Annotated in this window: 16 protein-coding genes; 5 read left to right on the forward strand and 11 right to left on the reverse strand. The window is 68.2% G+C overall.

From position 1 onward, the window contains the following. Positions 1-262 (forward strand): hypothetical protein (locus tag P5F91_RS01535; protein ID WP_277906270.1); only part of this gene is annotated, 262 nt, incomplete at its 5' end. A gap of 14 nt (positions 263-276) precedes the next feature. Here P5F91_RS01535 and P5F91_RS01540 read toward each other — a convergent pair. After that, complete coding sequence (locus tag P5F91_RS01540) at positions 277-987, reverse strand: recombinase family protein (RefSeq protein ID WP_422394438.1); 711 nt, start codon at positions 985-987, stop codon at positions 277-279. Next, positions 984-1,796, reverse strand: coding sequence for a CRISPR-associated endonuclease Cas3'' (locus P5F91_RS01545; protein WP_277906271.1), 813 nt, complete (start codon positions 1,794-1,796; stop codon positions 984-986). The genes P5F91_RS01540 and P5F91_RS01545 overlap by 4 nt, the downstream gene beginning before the upstream one ends. Before the next feature lie 347 nt (positions 1,797-2,143). Between P5F91_RS01545 and P5F91_RS01550 the strand changes: the two genes are divergently transcribed. Further along, positions 2,144-2,890 (forward strand): TraB/TrbI/VirB10 family type IV secretion system protein, encoded by a 747-nt coding sequence (locus tag P5F91_RS01550; RefSeq protein WP_186454982.1) that lies wholly within the window; start codon positions 2,144-2,146, stop codon positions 2,888-2,890. A 159-nt stretch (positions 2,891-3,049) separates the two neighbouring features. Here P5F91_RS01550 and P5F91_RS01555 read toward each other — a convergent pair whose 3' ends face one another. From P5F91_RS01555 to P5F91_RS01595, 9 genes are all read right to left on the reverse strand, one after another. Then, a complete protein-coding gene (locus P5F91_RS01555; protein ID WP_277906272.1) occupies positions 3,050-6,289 on the reverse strand; it encodes an efflux RND transporter permease subunit in 3,240 nt (1,079 codons plus the stop codon). Next, positions 6,286-7,458 carry an efflux RND transporter periplasmic adaptor subunit gene (locus P5F91_RS01560; protein ID WP_277906274.1) on the reverse strand — a complete coding sequence of 391 codons (1,173 nt, stop codon included), beginning with the start codon at positions 7,456-7,458 and terminating at the stop codon, positions 6,286-6,288. Before P5F91_RS01560 ends, P5F91_RS01555 begins: the two co-directional genes overlap by 4 nt. 3 nt (positions 7,459-7,461) lie before the next feature. After that, positions 7,462-8,751, reverse strand: a complete 1,290-nt coding sequence (locus tag P5F91_RS01565; protein ID WP_277906276.1) for a TolC family protein — start codon at positions 8,749-8,751, stop codon at positions 7,462-7,464. A 46-nt stretch (positions 8,752-8,797) separates the two neighbouring features. Next, positions 8,798-9,205, reverse strand: a complete 408-nt coding sequence (locus P5F91_RS01570; protein ID WP_145613463.1) for a hypothetical protein — start codon at positions 9,203-9,205, stop codon at positions 8,798-8,800. 74 nt (positions 9,206-9,279) lie between these two features. Continuing rightward, positions 9,280-10,452, reverse strand: a complete 1,173-nt coding sequence (locus P5F91_RS01575; RefSeq protein ID WP_277906277.1) for a nickel/cobalt efflux transporter — start codon at positions 10,450-10,452, stop codon at positions 9,280-9,282. 7 nt (positions 10,453-10,459) lie between these two features. Next, positions 10,460-10,726, reverse strand: coding sequence for a metal-sensing transcriptional repressor (locus tag P5F91_RS01580; protein ID WP_184807674.1), 267 nt, complete (start codon positions 10,724-10,726; stop codon positions 10,460-10,462). A gap of 86 nt (positions 10,727-10,812) precedes the next feature. Further along, positions 10,813-11,811, reverse strand: a complete 999-nt coding sequence (locus P5F91_RS01585) for a YncE family protein (RefSeq protein WP_277906278.1) — start codon at positions 11,809-11,811, stop codon at positions 10,813-10,815. Next, positions 11,811-12,704: a DUF1259 domain-containing protein gene (locus P5F91_RS01590; RefSeq protein ID WP_246134607.1), complete on the reverse strand. Its 894-nt coding sequence runs from the start codon at positions 12,702-12,704 to the stop codon at positions 11,811-11,813. Before P5F91_RS01590 ends, P5F91_RS01585 begins: the two co-directional genes overlap by 1 nt. A gap of 61 nt (positions 12,705-12,765) precedes the next feature. After that, on the reverse strand, positions 12,766-13,257 hold the full coding sequence (locus P5F91_RS01595) for a chromate resistance protein ChrB domain-containing protein (RefSeq protein WP_277906279.1): 492 nt from the start codon (positions 13,255-13,257) through the stop codon (positions 12,766-12,768). Between the two features lie 163 nt (positions 13,258-13,420). On the opposite strand from P5F91_RS01595, the gene P5F91_RS01600 reads away from it, so the two are divergent. Genes P5F91_RS01600 through chrA form a run of 3 tightly spaced genes read left to right on the forward strand, consistent with a single transcriptional unit; the run spans position 13,421 to position 15,956 of the window. Next, on the forward strand, positions 13,421-13,567 hold the full coding sequence (locus P5F91_RS01600) for a hypothetical protein (RefSeq protein WP_277906280.1): 147 nt from the start codon (positions 13,421-13,423) through the stop codon (positions 13,565-13,567). A gap of 15 nt (positions 13,568-13,582) precedes the next feature. Further along, positions 13,583-14,554: a chromate resistance protein ChrB domain-containing protein gene (locus P5F91_RS01605; RefSeq protein ID WP_277906281.1), complete on the forward strand. Its 972-nt coding sequence runs from the start codon at positions 13,583-13,585 to the stop codon at positions 14,552-14,554. A 4-nt stretch (positions 14,555-14,558) separates the two neighbouring features. Next, complete coding sequence (chrA, locus tag P5F91_RS01610; RefSeq protein WP_277906282.1) at positions 14,559-15,956, forward strand: chromate efflux transporter; 1,398 nt, start codon at positions 14,559-14,561, stop codon at positions 15,954-15,956. Positions 15,957-15,961: the final 5 nt, after the last annotated feature.

Here is a 15,961-nt window from a genome sequence, read left to right on the forward strand (position 1 = left end):
GACGCTGACCAACAGCGGCCTGATCAGCGGCGACGGCACCAACGGCGGCTATGGCCTGCTGAACCGCGGCACCATAGCCACGCTGGTCAACACGGTGGGCGGCACCTTCGCCGCGCTGGCCGGCACGGTGGGCTATGGCCTGCTCAATCAAAGCATCCTGAACACCGTCGTCAACTATGGCCTCATGACCGGCCACGACGGCGGCGTGCAGAACATGGGCACCATCCAGCTGCTGGACAACGCGGCAGGCGGGACTTCTTAACTTGCTCGACCAAGTCACCCGAACAGCCCGCCTCGTAAGAGCGCGGGCTGTTGGTCGTTTGCGGCTCGGCCGTTCGGGTCGCGGCGACGGTGAGGATGCCGGCGAGATCTCCGTGCAGGTCTATCCCGCAAGCCATCCGCCGCTGGGGTCAGAACGATGCGGCTGACCAGCGACCGGATCAGCTCAGCGGCGCGGGGGCGCGTCTCCTCCTGTTGCAGGGCGTCATGCGTGGCCGGGCCGTCCGCAGCTGGTTGCCGCACCACGTCATAGCCGTAGGCGTTGCCACCGCCGGATTTACCGAGTTCGACCCGGCCGCGAAGCCCCCGGTGGGTCTTGTCGCGCAGCTCCTTGAGGAACAGGGCGTTCATGGTGCCCTTGAGGCCGACATGCAGGGCGCTGACCTCGCTCTCGGCCAGGGTGACGATCTTGACGCCCGCGAATCCCATGCGTTTGAACAGGCCGGCGATATCCTCCTGGTCGCGGCTGAGGCGGTCCATCGCTTCGGCCAGCACGATGGCGAACATCCCCCGTGTCGCGTCCTGGATCAGTTCCTGGATGCCGGGACGCAGCAGTGACGCGCCGGACATGGTGCGGTCGGTATAGCTGTCAGTGATTGTCCACCCTTGGCGCTCGGCATGGAGGCGACAGAGCCGTAGCTGGTCTTCAATCGACGCATCGCGCTGATTGTCGGAACTGTAGCGGGCGTAGAGCGCGACCTTGGTCATTCCGGCCTCTTGCTACTTGGGCTTCGCCTTCGGTTGCCGCGCGCTGTCAAAGTATTGATCAGCCGCGTGCCGCGCGAGGAGCCGGACCAGCTCCACCAGCCGAGGATCCGGCATGACAGCAGGCTGGAAGGTGAGCCGGACTTTTCCATGGTGCCGATTTCTTGCGTCAGGCGCGTCACGGGTGTTCCCCAGCTTTGGTTGGAGCCGATCCAGTCCGCCAGGATGACCAGGCCGGTTACGCGCCACGTCTCGGCGCCCAGCTCTTCCGGGTAATTGTCGGGGAACGCCGGCCGACCGATCAGATCCAACGCTGCGTCGGTGAAGGCCCCGGCATCGGTGATGCTGGCCTCCGTCATGGCGTTGTTGAGGGCCGGGTCTGTCGTGGGGGCGCCATGGTGGGCGACCGCGGCCTGTACCCACGGGGTGAGGCCGCGCAGGCGCCGCTCCCTGGCTAGGGCTTTCCACAGGCTGTGGCCGATGTCGCCATGGCCCGAGGTCGAAAGGCGGGCGTGTGGCGTCCGGCCGGCCTCGGCGGACAGCAGTTGCTGCAAGGCCGGGACCTTGCACTGGAAGTTCTCGGCGAACTTACCGAGATCGTGCAGCGCCGCCGCCAGAACCAGCCGCTGGCGGCATGCCTCAGGGGACAGGTTCAGGGCTGCCGCCACCGCCGCCAGCCATGCTGGCCGGACGTCCAGCAAGGCGGCCATCGCGGCAGCCACGTCCAAGCTGTGGTAGGCCACGGGATGCCAGGACTGAACGGCATCCGGTCGAGGCTGAGCCTTGCCCCAGTAGGCGGTGAGGAAGGGCAAGACCATACTATGACGCATCTTTCGCCTACATTGAGGTTGTAGGGGATAAACATCAATAAAACGAAAATGTGAATCTATGCCCATCTTTAAATTGGGGAGAGGGGGCCCTTTGCCTCCTCTCCCCCGCGAGTGCCGGCCGCCGCCCGGCAGGGTCGCGGCCGCGCAGGCCCGGCGACATGGTCATGATCACCGGGGTCGCGACGGCCCGCCCGCCCTGGCAACCCGGCCGGGCGCGCCGGCGCTCGCCCCCCTCTCCCCCCGCGCGGTCGCCCGCCTCCGGGAAACACGCACGGCGCCCGGCGGCGCCTTCCGTATCGCCAACGCCGCTGTTGCCGCCACCGTCGTCGATGCCGGCATTCACCGGTCCCGACGGCCCGAACCAGGCAGTGCAGGAACGGGACCAGCAGCGCCGGCAAGCCGCCGCGTCCCCGGTGTTCTTCACCGTTACGGCCCATACGGCCGGTCCGTTGCGGGAAGCGAGGGAGACGGCAGGGCAGGGCGGCGCCGGCCCATCTGACGAAAATGTTGGCGAGGAAAACGATCCCAACCAGCAGGCTCATAAGCGCGCCTTCCTGCACGGACCGGCGAACACCGCGACCGTGACGGCCCATCGGCTGCAGCCGCCAATCTCCCCTTATGTCATCCAGGCCGGAACAGTCCTGGCGGCGGCGCTGGTGACCGGGCTGAACTCCGACCTGCCGGGGCAGGTCATCGCCCAGGTGACGGAAGACATCTACAGTGTCACCGGCCGCTTCCTGCTGATCCCCCAGGGCGCCCGGCTGCTGGGCACTTACGACAGCGCCGTGACCTACTACGGCCAGTCGCGCATCCTGGTGGTGTGGACGCGCCTGCTGCTGCCCAACGGTAAATCCCTGGTTCTGGACCGCCTGTCAGCCACCAACACGGAAGGCCACGCCGGCCTGGAGGACGAGGTCGATTACCATACCGGCCGTTTGCTGCGCGGCATGGGTGTCAGGCGAACTGGCCAGCAATGGCGACACCCAGACCAGCGGCGGCGGCAACGTCGTCGTGGCCGTGCGCCAGAGCGGCGACAACGCTGCCAACCAGGTAGGGCAGCGGCTGGCCGCCAATGACTTGGGCGTCCAGCCCACTCAGACGGATCGACCGGGGCTGCCCCTGCGGGTGTTGGGTGAACCGCGACTTGGTTCTTGAACCGTACTCTCAGAAGTGAACCTCCCGACAATTTCAGCGCGGTTCATTAGAGGTTGCCGGTTCCCCTGGGCGTTACGCTATCAGGACGCGGGTTCGGCAGCTCCTCCCGTCAACTCACCCATCGCTGACTTGGTTCGATGCCGGAACAGCATCCCGGCCACGGCCGGCAGTACCAGCAGCGTCAAAGCGGTGGAGGTTATCAGGCCACCGATCACCACCGTTGCCAACGGCCGCTGCACCTCGGCACCCGTGCCGGTGGCCAGGGCCATGGGCACGAAGCCCAGGGAGGCGACCAGGGCCGTCATGAGCACGGGGCGCACCCGCTCCATGGCGCCCCGCAGCACCGATTGGTCCGCGTCCATGCCATCATCCAGGTGCTTTCGGATGGCGCCGATCATGACCAGGCCGTTCAGCACGGCCACGCCGGAGAGGGCGATGAAGCCCACCGCGGCGCTGATCGAGAACGGGATGTCCCGCAGCACCAAGGCGAACACGCCGCCGGCCAGGGCCAAGGGCACGGCGGAGAACACCGCCACGGCCGCGCCGAAGCTGCCCAGGGCCATGTACAGCAGGGCGAAGATCAGGATGAAACAAGCGGGCACCACGATGGTCAGGCGCCGGGTGGCCGACTGCAGGTTTTCGAACTGCCCACCCCAGTCGGTGTAGCAGCCGGGCGGCAGTTCGATGCGGCCCACCTTCTCCTGGGCCTCGTTGATGAACCCGCCCACGTCGCGGCCGCGGACGTTGGTCTGGACCACGATCATGCGCTTGCCGTTCTCACGGCTGATCTGGTTCAGGCCCTCCGTGTAGCTGAACCGCACCAGCTCCCTTAAGGGGACGGAAGCGCGGGGTTTGCCCGGCTCGGCCGGCAGCATGACGGGGATGGACCCCAGCAATGCCACATCGTCCCGCTGGGCCGCCGGGAGGCGGACCACCACGTTGAAGCGGCGGTCGCCCTCGAACAATAAACCAGCTTCTCGGCCGCTGAGTGCCGCAGCCACCGTGTCGGTGATGTCCTCCACCGTCAGGCCCAGCGGGCCGGCGGCGTCCCGGTCCACCTGGATGTCGAAGGTGGGGGCGCCGCTGGTCTGTTCCGCCTGCACGTCGGCGGCACCCGGAACGGTCCGCAAGGCCGCGGCGATCTTCTGCGCCGTGGCGCTCATGGCCTCCAGATCATCACCGTAGAGTTTGACCGCCACATCGCTGCGCACGCCGGCGATCAGTTCGTTGAACCGCATCTGGATGGGCTGCTGGATCTCATAGCGGTTGCCCACCAGCTCGTTCGACTTGTCCTCGATCCTTTTCAGCAGGTCGGCCTTGGTCTTCACGTCCGCCGGCCATTCGCTCTCCGGCTTGGGAATGACGTAGGTGTCCGAGGCGTTGGGCGGCATGGGGTCGGTGCCCAGGTCGGCGTTGCCGGTCTTGGAGAACACCATGGCCACCTCCGGCAGGCTCGACAACGCCCGCTCGATCTGCAGTTGCATGTTCTTGGACTGCTCCACCGAGGTGGAGGGGATGCGGAAGGCGGTGACCGTGACATCCTTTTCATCCAGTTGGGGCATGAACTCTTCCCCCAGCGTGGTGAACAGGGTGGCGGCCAGGGCGAAGACCGCCACGCCGCCCGCCAGGAACGGCAGGGGATGGGCCACGGCCCGGTGCAGCACCGGCTCATACCGGCGCTTGAACCACCGCACCGGCGCCACCTCCACCTCGCTGACCTTGCCCCGTACCACCAGGGCCACCATGGCTGGCACGAAGGTGATGGACAGGACGAAGGCGGCGACCAGGGCCAGCATCAGGGTGATGGCCATGGGCGAGAAGGTCTTGCCCTCAACTCCCTGGAAGGTCAACAGCGGCACGAACACCAGCAGGATGATGGCCTGGCCGTAGACGGTGGGGCGCACCATCTCCTTCGCCGCGGCGATGGTCTCCTCCATCCGTTCGCCGGCGCTGAGCAAACGGCCCTCATGGTGCTGGCGTTCCGCCAGGCGGCGGAGCGCGTTTTCCACGACGATGACGGCGCCGTCGACGATGAGGCCGAAGTCCAAAGCGCCCAGGCTCATCAGGTTGCCCGAGACGCGCAGGGCGTTCATGCCCGTGGCCGTCATAAGCATGGTCAGGGGAATGACCACCGCCGTGATCAGCGCGGCGCGGATGTTGCCCAGCAGCAGGAACAGTACGGCGATGACCAGCAGCGCCCCCTCCACCAGGTTCTTCTCCACCGTGCCGATGGTGGCGGCCACCAGTTTGGACCGGTCGTAGGCCGGCTTGGCGGTGATGTCCGGCGGCAGGGTCCGGGCGATCTGCTCCAGCTTCTCGCGCACCGCCGTGGCGACGATGCGGCTGTTTGATCCGGTGAGCATCAGGACGGTGCTGATCACCGCCTCGCTGCCCATCTTGCTGCCAGCGCCGGTGCGGACCGCGCCACCGATGACGACATTGGCCACGTCACCGATGCGGATGGGCACGCCGGCCTTGGTGGCGACCACCACGCGGCCGATCTCATCCATGGAGCGAAGGCGCGCGTCCGCGCGCACCAGAAACGATTCCCCGGCCCGCTGGACGTAGTTGGCGCCGGCCGAGAGGTTGCCGGCTTCCAGCGCACGGGCCAACTCGGTGAAGGAGATGCCGTGGGCCGCCATCTTCACCAGGTCTGGCTCCACCACGTACTGCTTCACGTAGCCGCCGTTGGAATCCACGCCAGCCACGCCCAGCACGTTGCGCAGCTGCGGCCGGATGACCCAATCCTGAACCGTGCGCAGGTAGGAGGCCTTGGATATCGTATCGGTCAGCCGCTCACCTTCCGGTGTCAGGTAGGAGCCGTCCTTCTGCCAGCCCGGTTTGCCATCGATGGCGGTGGCACCCTTGCCGTCGGGATGCTGGTATTCCACGCTGAACATGAAGATCTCGCCCAGGCCGGTGGTGACCGGGGCCAATTGCGGCTGTATGCCCGGCGGCAGGGTGTCCTTGGCCTGGGCCAGGCGTTCCGTCACCTGCTGGCGAGCGAAGTAGATGTCGGTGGCGTCGGTGAAGACAGCCGTCACCTGGCTGAAGCCGTTGCGGGTCAGCGACCGGGTGGTCTGCAGGCCAGGGATGCCGGCAAGGGCCGTCTCCACCGAGAAGGTAACCTGCTTTTCCAGGTCCACCGGCCCCAGCGTGGGGACGAAGGTGTTGATCTGGACCTGGCGGTTGGTGATGTCGGGCACGGCGTCGATGGGCAGCAGGGTGACCTGCCAGGCGCCGATGGCCGCGACGACGAGGGCGAGGAAGGCCACGAGCCAACGGGCCTTCACGGAGAATTCCAGGATTTTGGCGATCATTCCTCTACCTCCGCTTTGCCCAGTTCGGCCTTCAGCAGGAAAGAATTGATCGTGGCGATGCGCTGCCCGGCCTTCAGGCCGCCCGACAGTTCCACCAGATCGCCGCTGCGCCGGGCCAGGGTCACCGGCTGCGCCGTGAACCCCTCCTTGGTGCGCAGGAAGACGACCTCGCGGCCGGCGATGGTCTGCACGGCGATGGTGGGAACGGTGACCCTGTCGCCCGCCGTCTCCTTGGCGGTGAACAGCGTGGCCCGGACATACTGGCCGGGCAGCAGTCCTTCCGCCGGCTGGTCGAGCGCCAGCAGCGCGGTGGCCTGCAGCGTCTCCCGGTTCACACCCGGCGTCAGCGACAGCACATGGGCGTCCAGGGTGCGCCCATCGCCCGTGGTGATGGTGGCCCGGTCTCCGCTGCGCAAGCGGCTGGCCGCGTCCGCCGGCACCGTCGCCTCGATCTGGGTGCGGGCGGGATCGGCCACGCGGAACAGTTCGGATTCCACCTGGACATAGGCGCCCAGGCTGGCGGACACGATGGTGACCCGTCCGTCGATCGGGCTCACCACCTGGATGGAGCGGCCATCGGATGCCAGGCGGGCGGCGCCCGCCGAGGCGATGGCGCGGCGCAGTTCGGCCTCCGCCGCTTCGGCTGCGGCCTGGGCCGCCTCCAGGTCCTGGCGGGGGGAGACGCCCTGATCGAACAGGGATTTCTCGCGGGCGGCCTGCTGCCGGGCCTGGGTCGCCTTTGCCTGGGCGGCGGCGCGGTCGGCGGCAAGGGTGGCAACCTCACGGCCCTCCACCTCGGCGACGACGTCACCGGCGCGCACGGCCTCGCCGATGCGCTTGTGGATGCGGGTGATGGTGCCCGGCGCGTGGGCGGTCAGCACTGCCAGGCCGTCGGGGGTCGCCGCGACGGTGGCCGTGGTGATGGTCTCCGCCTCGATGCCGCCGGCGGCGGCCGGCTGCACCTGGATCTCCGAGACCTTGATCTGCTCCTCGGTCATGGGCACGGACTGGCTTTCAGCCGGGGCGGCGGTCTTCGCGGCGGTGGGTGTTGCGGCGGGAGCGGCGGCAGGCGCCGGCGCGGTCATGCGGGCGACGCCGAAGCCGACGGCGGCGGCCAGCACCAGGCCCACGGCCGTGCCGGCCAAGTAGCCTATTCTGGGGGTAGACATGACTTAGTCTCCGAAAGGAATGCGGCCTTCGACGCGGGCCAAAGCCGTGATCGCGTCGACGCGGGCGAGTTGGGCATCCACCTTGGTGGCGTTGGCGACGCCTAGGGCGTGCCGGGCGGTGAGGAGTTCGGACAGGGGGGCCTTGCCCCCTTCGTAGGCGATGCGCGTCAGGCGATAGGCTTCCTGCGCCGCCGCCAGCGACTGGTCGGCTGCGGCCAGGCGGTCCTGCGCCGCACGGGCCTGCAGCCGTGCCGACCGCACGCCGGCTTCCGCTTCGCGCCGCGCCGCCTCCAGCCGCGCTTCGGCCCCGGTGAGGGAGGCTTGGGCGGCGCTGATGTTGCCGCGGTTGCGGTCGAACAGGGGCAGCGGGATAGAGACGCCGGCGACGAAGGTGGTGGCGCGGTCGCCCTCCAGCCGGCGCACGCCGAGGGAGGCGGTGACGTCCGGGGTCGCCCGGGCGCGTTCCACCTCCAGCCGGCGAAACGCCGCTTCGCGATCCGCCACCGACGCCCGGTAGCCGGGGCTGGCCAATGGATCCCCGGTGGGGGGATCTTGCCGCCCATCACCGCCTGTCCTCGCGGCGGCGGTGTCGAGCAGGCTGACGGGAAAGGCGGTATAGGGCTCGGGAGCCCCGGCCAGGACCGCCAGCCTGTCCAGCGCCGCGGCGCGGGCCGCCTTGGCCTGGCTGAGGTCCGCCCGCATGGACGTCAGCGTCGCCTGGGATTGGATGGTACGGACGGTGGCTTCCCGCCCGGCGGCGACCAGGGCGCGGGCCGCCTGGTCATCCCGCTGCGCTTCCTCCAGCTCGTCCTCGGCCAGGTCCACGCGGCGATCCGCCGCCTCGGCATCGGCATAGGCGAGCGCCAGGTCGCAGGCGTAGGCGATGCGCGTGGCGGCGAAGTGAGCCTGGCTGGCATCGACATCGGCCTGTCCGGCCGCCTGGCGGGCGCCACGCTTGCCGCCCAGTTCCACCAGCTGGTTGAACTGCAGCGTGGTCTCCGCCTGGTCGAAGGCCCGGTAGTTCCGGGTGCCGGCCACGTTTTCCGTCAGGACGCTGACGGTGGGGTTGGGCAGCGTGCCCGCCTGGTCGGCCAGGCCTTCCGCCTGGGCGATCAGGGCTTTGGCCGCCAGCAGGCGGGGGGCGGTCACCTCCGCCTCACCCAGCAATTGGGCATAGGAGGGCGCCGGCGCGGCCAAGGCCGGCGCGAAAGGGGCCGTACCCACAAGTATCCATGTGGGTGCGGCCGCCACCAGCGCTGCAGTCAGCAGCCGCTGGCAGGGTGCGGTTCGCATTCAAGTCTCCGTGATCTGATAGGGAAAGGCGCGGAGGCCTGGTCCTTCAGACGCGCGGAGGGCGTTCTTCCATGGGGGGTGCGATGGAGGCCAGTTGCGCCTCCAGTGGCTGCGGCCAAGGGGCCGACACGAAGGCCGGCGGCTGCAGCTGGTTGTCGGCGGGCGGTACACCGACGGCGTGCATGATGGCGTGGGCGGCCGTCATGTCATGCTCATGGTCGCCTAATCCCTGGAAACCGGCATGGTCATGCCTGGCTACCGGGGCGTTCACTGCGGTCACCGTCATCTCGATGGCCGCGTCCTCGTCCGGCAGATCCGGATGGTCCAGATGCAGTTCCCCCAGCAAGGCCAGGGACAGCACCGCCACGACGCCGAGCGCCGCCTGCAGCCGCACCACGGCGGCGCGGCAGGCGCGGGCGACATCGCCCCAGGCTATGGTGAACGGTGGCTGCATGGAATGCGGGTTTCGGCCTTGCGGGAGGCGGTGAACGGGATGGTGGAGGGTATCATAGAGCCTTAGGGTGATCCTCAGGGCAAGGCATTCCATCCCTGCCAGCCGCTATAAAGGCCGACCAGGATGATCAGGGCGCTGGAGGCATAGGGCGCCCGGCGCGCCAGGACGGCGAAGGTGCCGGAGAAGCGCTTGGCCGCGTGCCGCATGCCCAGGGCCGCGGCGGCGCCGACGCTCACCATGGTCAGGGCTAGGCCGATGCTGAAACACAGCACCAAGGCGACACCTAGGGTGACCTGCTTCAGTTGCAGGCACAGCACCAGCACGGTGATGGCGGCGGGACAGGGGATCAGGCCGCCGGTCAGGCCGAACAGGATGATCTGGCCCGTCGTCACCTGACGGTTGGCGAAGCGCCGCTGAATGTCGTTGGCGTGTTGCAACTCATGGGCGTCCTGGTAGCCGGTTAGCCCCAAATCCACGCCCGCCGTTTCAGGCGCGGGCTCGGTGAAGCGGAAGGCGTGCTGGTGCATGTGGCGGCCATGGCTGGCGCTGAGCAGGGCGGAGAATTCGTGCGGCTCCGGGATTTCCTCGGTCGATTCCCAATAATCGACCTTGTCCACCATGCCGAACCGCTGGCGGGCGCCATCCGGGCGAATGGTCTCAATCCATACCGCATCCTGCGGGGCCGCCGGCAGCACGCGGTCCCCCGCCAGGAAACGCACACGGAAGCGGGGCGGCACGCCGTCCTCGAACACCTCCACGTCGGCAATCACGCCGTGGCCGATCTCGGCGCTCTGCATTCCATGGCCAGCGTGGGCCCCGTGACCGTGGTGGTCATGGCCGTGATCGCCGTGGTCATGATCGTGCCCGTGATCATGGGTATGGTCGTGGGCATCTTCCGCCACCTGGGCCTGGCGGGCGCGCCACAGCATCCATAGGGCGACGGCGATGATGATGACGGCGGAAGCGATCTGGAAATAGGGCTCCGTCGTCTCCGCGTTCCAGGTGCGGCCGAAATGCAGGCCCGCCAGCGCCACCATCCAGACCACCAGGGTATGGGAAACGGTGGCCGACAGGCCCAGCAGCACCGCCTGGGTGACGGTGCCCCGAATGGCGATGATGAAGGCCGCCATCATGGTCTTGGAATGCCCCGGTTCAAGCCCATGCAGGGCGCCCAGCAGGATGGCGCTGGGAATGAACAGCCAAGCGTTGCCGGCCCCTTGCTGGAGCAGGTCGGAAAGCGGGGTCATTTGGGGCTCACAGGTATTTGGTGATTTCGGCCATCTCGGCCAGGCGGTCCCGGGTTTCCTTCGGCAACGGCCCCACGGCTTCGTAGAGGTGATGCTCGATATGGTGCAGGACCAGGAAGGTCTTGGCCTTGTCCACGGCCTTGACCACCGCCTGCAGCTGTTGGGCGATCACCAGGGCGTCACGCCCTTCCTCCACCATCTCCACGATCTTGGAGAGATGGCCTTGGGCGCGCTTCAGGCGGTTCAGGACGTCTGGGTTGTTGGCGTGGCTCATGATGGCCATATCCTATCCCCCAGGGGGGGATGTAGCAACGAAAAGAATCGAGGCCGCGGGACTTCGCTTGGGAGCCCGCGAGCCTGTTAGGGTGTCGGACGGAACACCAGGATTGTGGCGTCACCACCGAACCATCCGGCGCGGGCGGCGACGAACAGCCGGTCGAGTTCGGGCACGAACAGCGACGTTCGTGCCCCCGACACGGTCCTGATCCGGTCGTGGTGGACCAGTCCTTCGGGCGTGCGGTCGATGACATCCACGGCGCCCTCGCCACAACTCACGTAGTAGCGGCTGCGCACGGCGTCGAAGAAAATATCGTCGGTGTCGCCGCAGGTGGGGATGCTGCCGGTGACCGCGCCGTCTGCCGTGCTCAGCTCGGTCAGGCGGGCGGGGTTGCGGTAGCCGATGGCGACCCGCCCGGCCGCCGCGTCCAACGCCATCGGAAAATTGGACCGCATCTCCGGCGGCGACCAGGCCGCCACCCTCTGGCCCGTCTTGCGATCCAGCACGTCGATCTGCCGGCGGTCCGGGACGTTGACGTAAAGGCGGCCGGTGGCGGCGTCATAGTGGAAGCCCTCTGGATGAGCGGGCAAGGCCACGTCCGCGATCTTGGCTGGGCGGGCCGGATCGATGACGGCGATGCCGCCAGCCCCATATCCGACCAGGATCTGCCCGGTGGTCGCATCGACCCGGACATTGTCGGCGTCCTCGCCCAGGTCGACGGTCCCGGCCGGCGCCAAGGTGGTCGCTGTGTATAGGCGCACGCTGCCGTCGCCGGCGTTGGCGACGACAATCAGGTCCCGGGCCGGCAGGTATCCGATCCCCTGGGGTTCCTTCAGGCCGGTGATCCGGCTTGAGCGTTTCCGGCTGGTGATGTCGATGCTGTCCACGGTGCCGTTGCCGAGTTCGGCCACGAACAGGCGGTCATGTGCCAAGTCTACCGCCATGTGATCGATCCGCCCGCCGACATCGGGCAGCGGGATCGTCGCTTCCAGCACCAAGGGAGGATCGCCCGCGCCGGCCGATCCGGTGAGCAGGATGAGCAGGGCCGCCAGGACGGGCCAGCCGGCGCGGGCAGAGGGCATCACGAGTGGGCGACCTTCATCTGCGCCAAGGCGTCATGTAGGCCCCTGGCCAGTTTGACCGCGTCGTCGTTAGCCCAGAAGTGCATGAAGAACAGCCGGGGCTCGTCATCCAGCATGTGGTTGTGCAGCGCCGTGATCTCGATGCCGTTGTCGCGCAGCGCCTTGATGACCGGATTGACCTCGGAGGCGATCAGCACGAAGTCGCCGGTGATGGCCGCCTTACCGGCGCCGGTGGGCTGAAAATTGATGGCGATGCCGGCACCCATGGACGGGGGGATTTCCATGCCGCCGGCTTTGGCGGCCTCCGCCCGGGGGATCGTTACCTGGTAGACGCCGCCATTGACCTTGCCCGTGTAGCCCAGCGCCTTATCCAGTGCGGCGGTGTCCAGGTCGATGGCAGCCGGGGCCGGTGCGGCCGCCGGCGCCGCCAGTGGCGTTTTGCTCTTGGCCAGAGCGTCGTGCAGCACCGTCGCCAGCTTGACCGCGTCGCCATGACCGTCGACATGCATGTAGAGCGTGGCGGGCTGGGCGCGCAGCAGGTGGTTGTGCAGGGCGGTGATCTGGATGCCGCCGTCCTCCAGTTCCTTCGCCACCGGGTTGACTTCGTCCTGGGTCAGCACCAGGTCGCCCATCACCATGGCCTGGCCCTGGGCGGTTTCCTTGAACGCGAGCCAGGAGCCCAGGGCCAGCGTGGGCTTTATGGCGACGCCGTCCAGGGTCACCGCAAGGTCGGTGCGCGGCAGGCCCACCTTGTAGACGCCGTCTGGCTGCACGGCGACGGCCTTGCCCAGCGCCTGGCCGACCGCCGTCCAGTCGGTGTCGGCTGCTATGCCCGGCGTCGCGGCGGCGGCCATGGCGGCGACCGCCATGGCGCGGAGAATGTGGGTATTCATACAGGATCGCTCCTTCAGTAAGGCCGGTTCACAGTGTTCGGCCGCTGTGTCCTGCCCACCGTCACGCGGCGGGCGCGGCCTGGGGAAGCCCGGCCTGGCGGATGGCCGGCGGCCAGTTGTGCTGCTCGCCCTGGCCGTCGCGGCACCAGGCGTAGAGGGCGTCGTAGACGGTCATACCGTGGCGCAGCATTTCGTGATCGTCCTGGAATAGCGCCGACAGCCCCAGCGACACGGCGACCAGACCAGCCGCCTGCGGCGCGAGGTCCAGCCGGGCCGTATCCGCCCCCCGGACGATCAAGGCCAGTTGCTGCAGGGCGGCGTTGCCAGCCAGGCCGTAACGGTCGAGGAAGATGTCGAAGCTGCACCTTTCGCCCACGTGGCTAAGATCGGCGCCGGGCAAGTCGTAGGGGATGGCGCCTGTCTCCGCTGCCACCTGGAAAACCATGTCGGCGGGCACGTAAAGGAATTCCGGTTCTGGATCGATGAAGCGCGCAACCAGCCAGGGGCAGGCGATGCGATCGATCTTGGGGCGTTCACGCGTGATCCATTTCATGGCTGGAACTCCCTCGGCGGCGTCGGGGCGCCGGCATGCCCGGTCGCCGCGATACAGGCTCCGTCGGCGTTCGGGGAAAATGATACACATGTTGCACTGAGTCAATCTCAGCGATAAGGTGTATCAAGATCGACATATGACCCACCAGGATTGGGGGCCCCTCATGCCCAGCTTCTTCAGCGAACTGTTCTCCGGTGGTGAGAACCTGGGCGCCATCGGCTTGGTTGGGCTCGGTTTCTTCCTTGCCGTTCTGCTCCTGAAGCGCCTGTATGCCGGCGGCGTCCGCCGTTGGCGGCGGGCGGTGTGGTGAAGGAATGAGGACGGGATGAACGACACCGGCACGACACGGGACGATTGGCTGCTGCTGGTCCATCAGCTGCCGGCCAAGCCGGCCTACCTGCGGGTCAAGGTCTGGCGGCGTCTTCAGGCCCTGGGCGCGGTGCCGATCAAGAATGCCGTTCACGTGTTGCCTTGCACCGAGGAGGCGCGGGAGGATTTCGCCTGGCTGATCCGGGAAATCCTGGAAGGCGGCGGCGAGGCCACCCTGTGCGAGGCGCGCTTTATCGACGGGTTGGCCGATGCGGATGTGCGCGGCCTGTTCGACCAGGCGCGGGACGAGGACTACGCCACCGTCGCGGCGGAGGCCCGTGCCCTGCTGGAAGGGGTGCAGGCCGATCCCGCGAAGATGGATGAGGCCCGTGCCGGGGCGGTTCGCCTGCGGACACGCCTGAACCAGATCGCCGCCATCGACTTCTTCGGCGCCCACGGGCGTGCGGCGGCGTCGGGTGTGCTCGACCTCCTGGAGACCACGACACGCGAGCGGAACGAGATGCCAGCCAATGAATCGGTCCAGGCCCCCCTGGACAGCTACAAGGGGCTACGGTGGATCACGCGCCAGGGTATCCATGTGGACCGCATCGCCACGGCTTGGCTGGTGCGGCGCTTCATCGATGCCGGGGCTGTGTTCACCTTCGTGCCGTCACGCTCGGTGGAGGCGGTCTCCGGCGCCGTGCGCTTCGACATGATGGACGGCGAGGTCACGCATGAGGGTGACCGCTGCACCTTCGAGGTGCTGCTGGGCCGCATCGGCCTCGCCGATCCCGCCCTCCAGGCCGTCGCCGAAATCATCCATGACATCGACCTGAAGGATGGCAAGTTCGGCCGGGCGGAGGCCGACGGCATCCGGGTGCTGATCGCCGGCATCTGCATGGGCACCAAGGACGACGAGGAACGCCTGGCCCGGGGCATGGCCGTGTTCGACGACCTGCTGGGCTTTTTCCGCAAGAAGGGAAACTGATGCCATGACCGATACGGTCCTCCGCCCTTCCGCCGAGGCTCCCGCCCACGGCATCTCCTTCGGGGAGGCCGCCCGCGTCTGGGCCCGGGTGGCGGCGCTCAGCTTCGGCGGGCCCGCCGGGCAGATCGCGGTGATGCACCGCATCGTGGTGGAGGAGAAGCGCTGGATCGGGGAGGAGCGGTTCCTGCACGCCCTGAACTACTGCATGCTGCTGCCCGGGCCGGAGGCGCAGCAACTGGCGGTCTACATCGGCTGGCTGCTGCACAAGACGCGGGGCGGCCTGGTCGCCGGCACCCTGTTCGTGCTGCCGGGCTTTCTCTCCATCCTGGCGCTGAGCTGGGTCTATGTCCTGCTGGGCTCGGTCGACGCCGTGGCCGGCCTGTTCTTCGGCCTGAAGTCGGCCGTGCTGGCCGTGGTGCTGCAGGCGGTGGTGCGCGTGGGCTCCCGCGCCCTGAAGAACCGGGCCATGGTGGTGCTGGCCGCAGTCGCGTTCGTGGCCATCTTCGTGGCGCAGGTGCCGTTCCCCCTCATCGTGCTGGGGGCCGGGCTCATTGGCTTCGCCGGCGGCAAGGCGGGGCACCCGGCCTTCAAGGGGGGCAAGGGACATGGGGCCGCCGGTGGCAAGGCGGTGCCGGACCGGGAGACGGCGCTGGGTGAGGAGATGCCGGCCCACGCCCATCCGTCCCTGTCCTGGTCCCTGATGATTTCCGGCGCCTGCCTGGCCCTGTGGCTCATTCCGGTCGCGTTGCTGCTCCTGCTGCTGGGCCCGGACGATGTGTTCAGCCGCATCGGCGTGTTCTTTTCGCAGATGGCCGTCGTCACCTTCGGCGGCGCCTACGCGGTGCTGGCCTACGTCGCCCAGCAGGCGGTGGACACCTATCACTGGCTGGCGCCGGGAGAGATGCTGGACGGCCTGGGCATGGCGGAAACGACGCCCGGCCCCCTGATCATGGTGCTGGAGTTCGTGGGCTTCCTGGCCGCGTTCCGGTCGCCCGGCGCCCTGCCGCCGCTGCTGGCTGGCACGCTGGCGGCGGTGCTGACCACCTGGGTGACCTTCGTGCCCTGCTTCCTGTGGATTTTCCTGGGTGCGCCCTTCATCGAGAAACTGCGTGGCAACCGTGCCGTCTCCGCCACCCTGACGGCGATCACCGCCGCCGTGGTGGGGGTGATCCTCAACCTCGCCGTCTGGTTCGCCCTGCACGCCCTGTTCCGGGAGGTGGCGGATGTCCAGGCGCTGGGCCTGGTGCTGGAGATCCCGGTGCTGGCCAGCGTGAACGTCGTCGCCCTGCTGCTGACCACGGCGGCCATCGTCGCCGTGTTCCGCTTCAAGGTCGGGATGATCCCGGTGCTGGCCGCCTGTTCCCTGGCCGGCCTGGCGCTGCGTCTGGCCGGCGTCGCCTGACCGGC

This window comes from Nitrospirillum amazonense, from assembly GCF_029594735.1.
GTDB classification, from domain to species: domain Bacteria; phylum Pseudomonadota; class Alphaproteobacteria; order Azospirillales; family Azospirillaceae; genus Nitrospirillum; species Nitrospirillum amazonense.

Bases quoted from the DNA above. Each gene is read 5' to 3' on its own strand.
- P5F91_RS01540 (WP_422394438.1), bottom strand. From the start codon at position 987: ATGACCAAGGTCGCGCTCTACGCCCGCTACAGTTCCGACAATCAGCGC.
- P5F91_RS01550 (WP_186454982.1), top strand. From the start codon at position 2,144: ATGCCGGCATTCACCGGTCCCGACGGCCCGAACCAGGCAGTGCAGGAA.
- P5F91_RS01555 (WP_277906272.1), bottom strand. From the start codon at position 6,289: ATGATCGCCAAAATCCTGGAATTCTCCGTGAAGGCCCGTTGGCTCGTG.
- P5F91_RS01560 (WP_277906274.1), bottom strand. From the start codon at position 7,458: ATGTCTACCCCCAGAATAGGCTACTTGGCCGGCACGGCCGTGGGCCTG.
- P5F91_RS01565 (WP_277906276.1), bottom strand. From the start codon at position 8,751: ATGCGAACCGCACCCTGCCAGCGGCTGCTGACTGCAGCGCTGGTGGCG.
- P5F91_RS01570 (WP_145613463.1), bottom strand. From the start codon at position 9,205: ATGCAGCCACCGTTCACCATAGCCTGGGGCGATGTCGCCCGCGCCTGC.
- P5F91_RS01575 (WP_277906277.1), bottom strand. From the start codon at position 10,452: ATGACCCCGCTTTCCGACCTGCTCCAGCAAGGGGCCGGCAACGCTTGG.
- P5F91_RS01580 (WP_184807674.1), bottom strand. From the start codon at position 10,726: ATGAGCCACGCCAACAACCCAGACGTCCTGAACCGCCTGAAGCGCGCC.
- P5F91_RS01585 (WP_277906278.1), bottom strand. From the start codon at position 11,811: ATGCCCTCTGCCCGCGCCGGCTGGCCCGTCCTGGCGGCCCTGCTCATC.
- P5F91_RS01590 (WP_246134607.1), bottom strand. From the start codon at position 12,704: ATGAATACCCACATTCTCCGCGCCATGGCGGTCGCCGCCATGGCCGCC.
- P5F91_RS01595 (WP_277906279.1), bottom strand. From the start codon at position 13,257: ATGAAATGGATCACGCGTGAACGCCCCAAGATCGATCGCATCGCCTGC.
- P5F91_RS01600 (WP_277906280.1), top strand. From the start codon at position 13,421: ATGCCCAGCTTCTTCAGCGAACTGTTCTCCGGTGGTGAGAACCTGGGC.
- P5F91_RS01605 (WP_277906281.1), top strand. From the start codon at position 13,583: ATGAACGACACCGGCACGACACGGGACGATTGGCTGCTGCTGGTCCAT.
- chrA (WP_277906282.1), top strand. From the start codon at position 14,559: ATGACCGATACGGTCCTCCGCCCTTCCGCCGAGGCTCCCGCCCACGGC.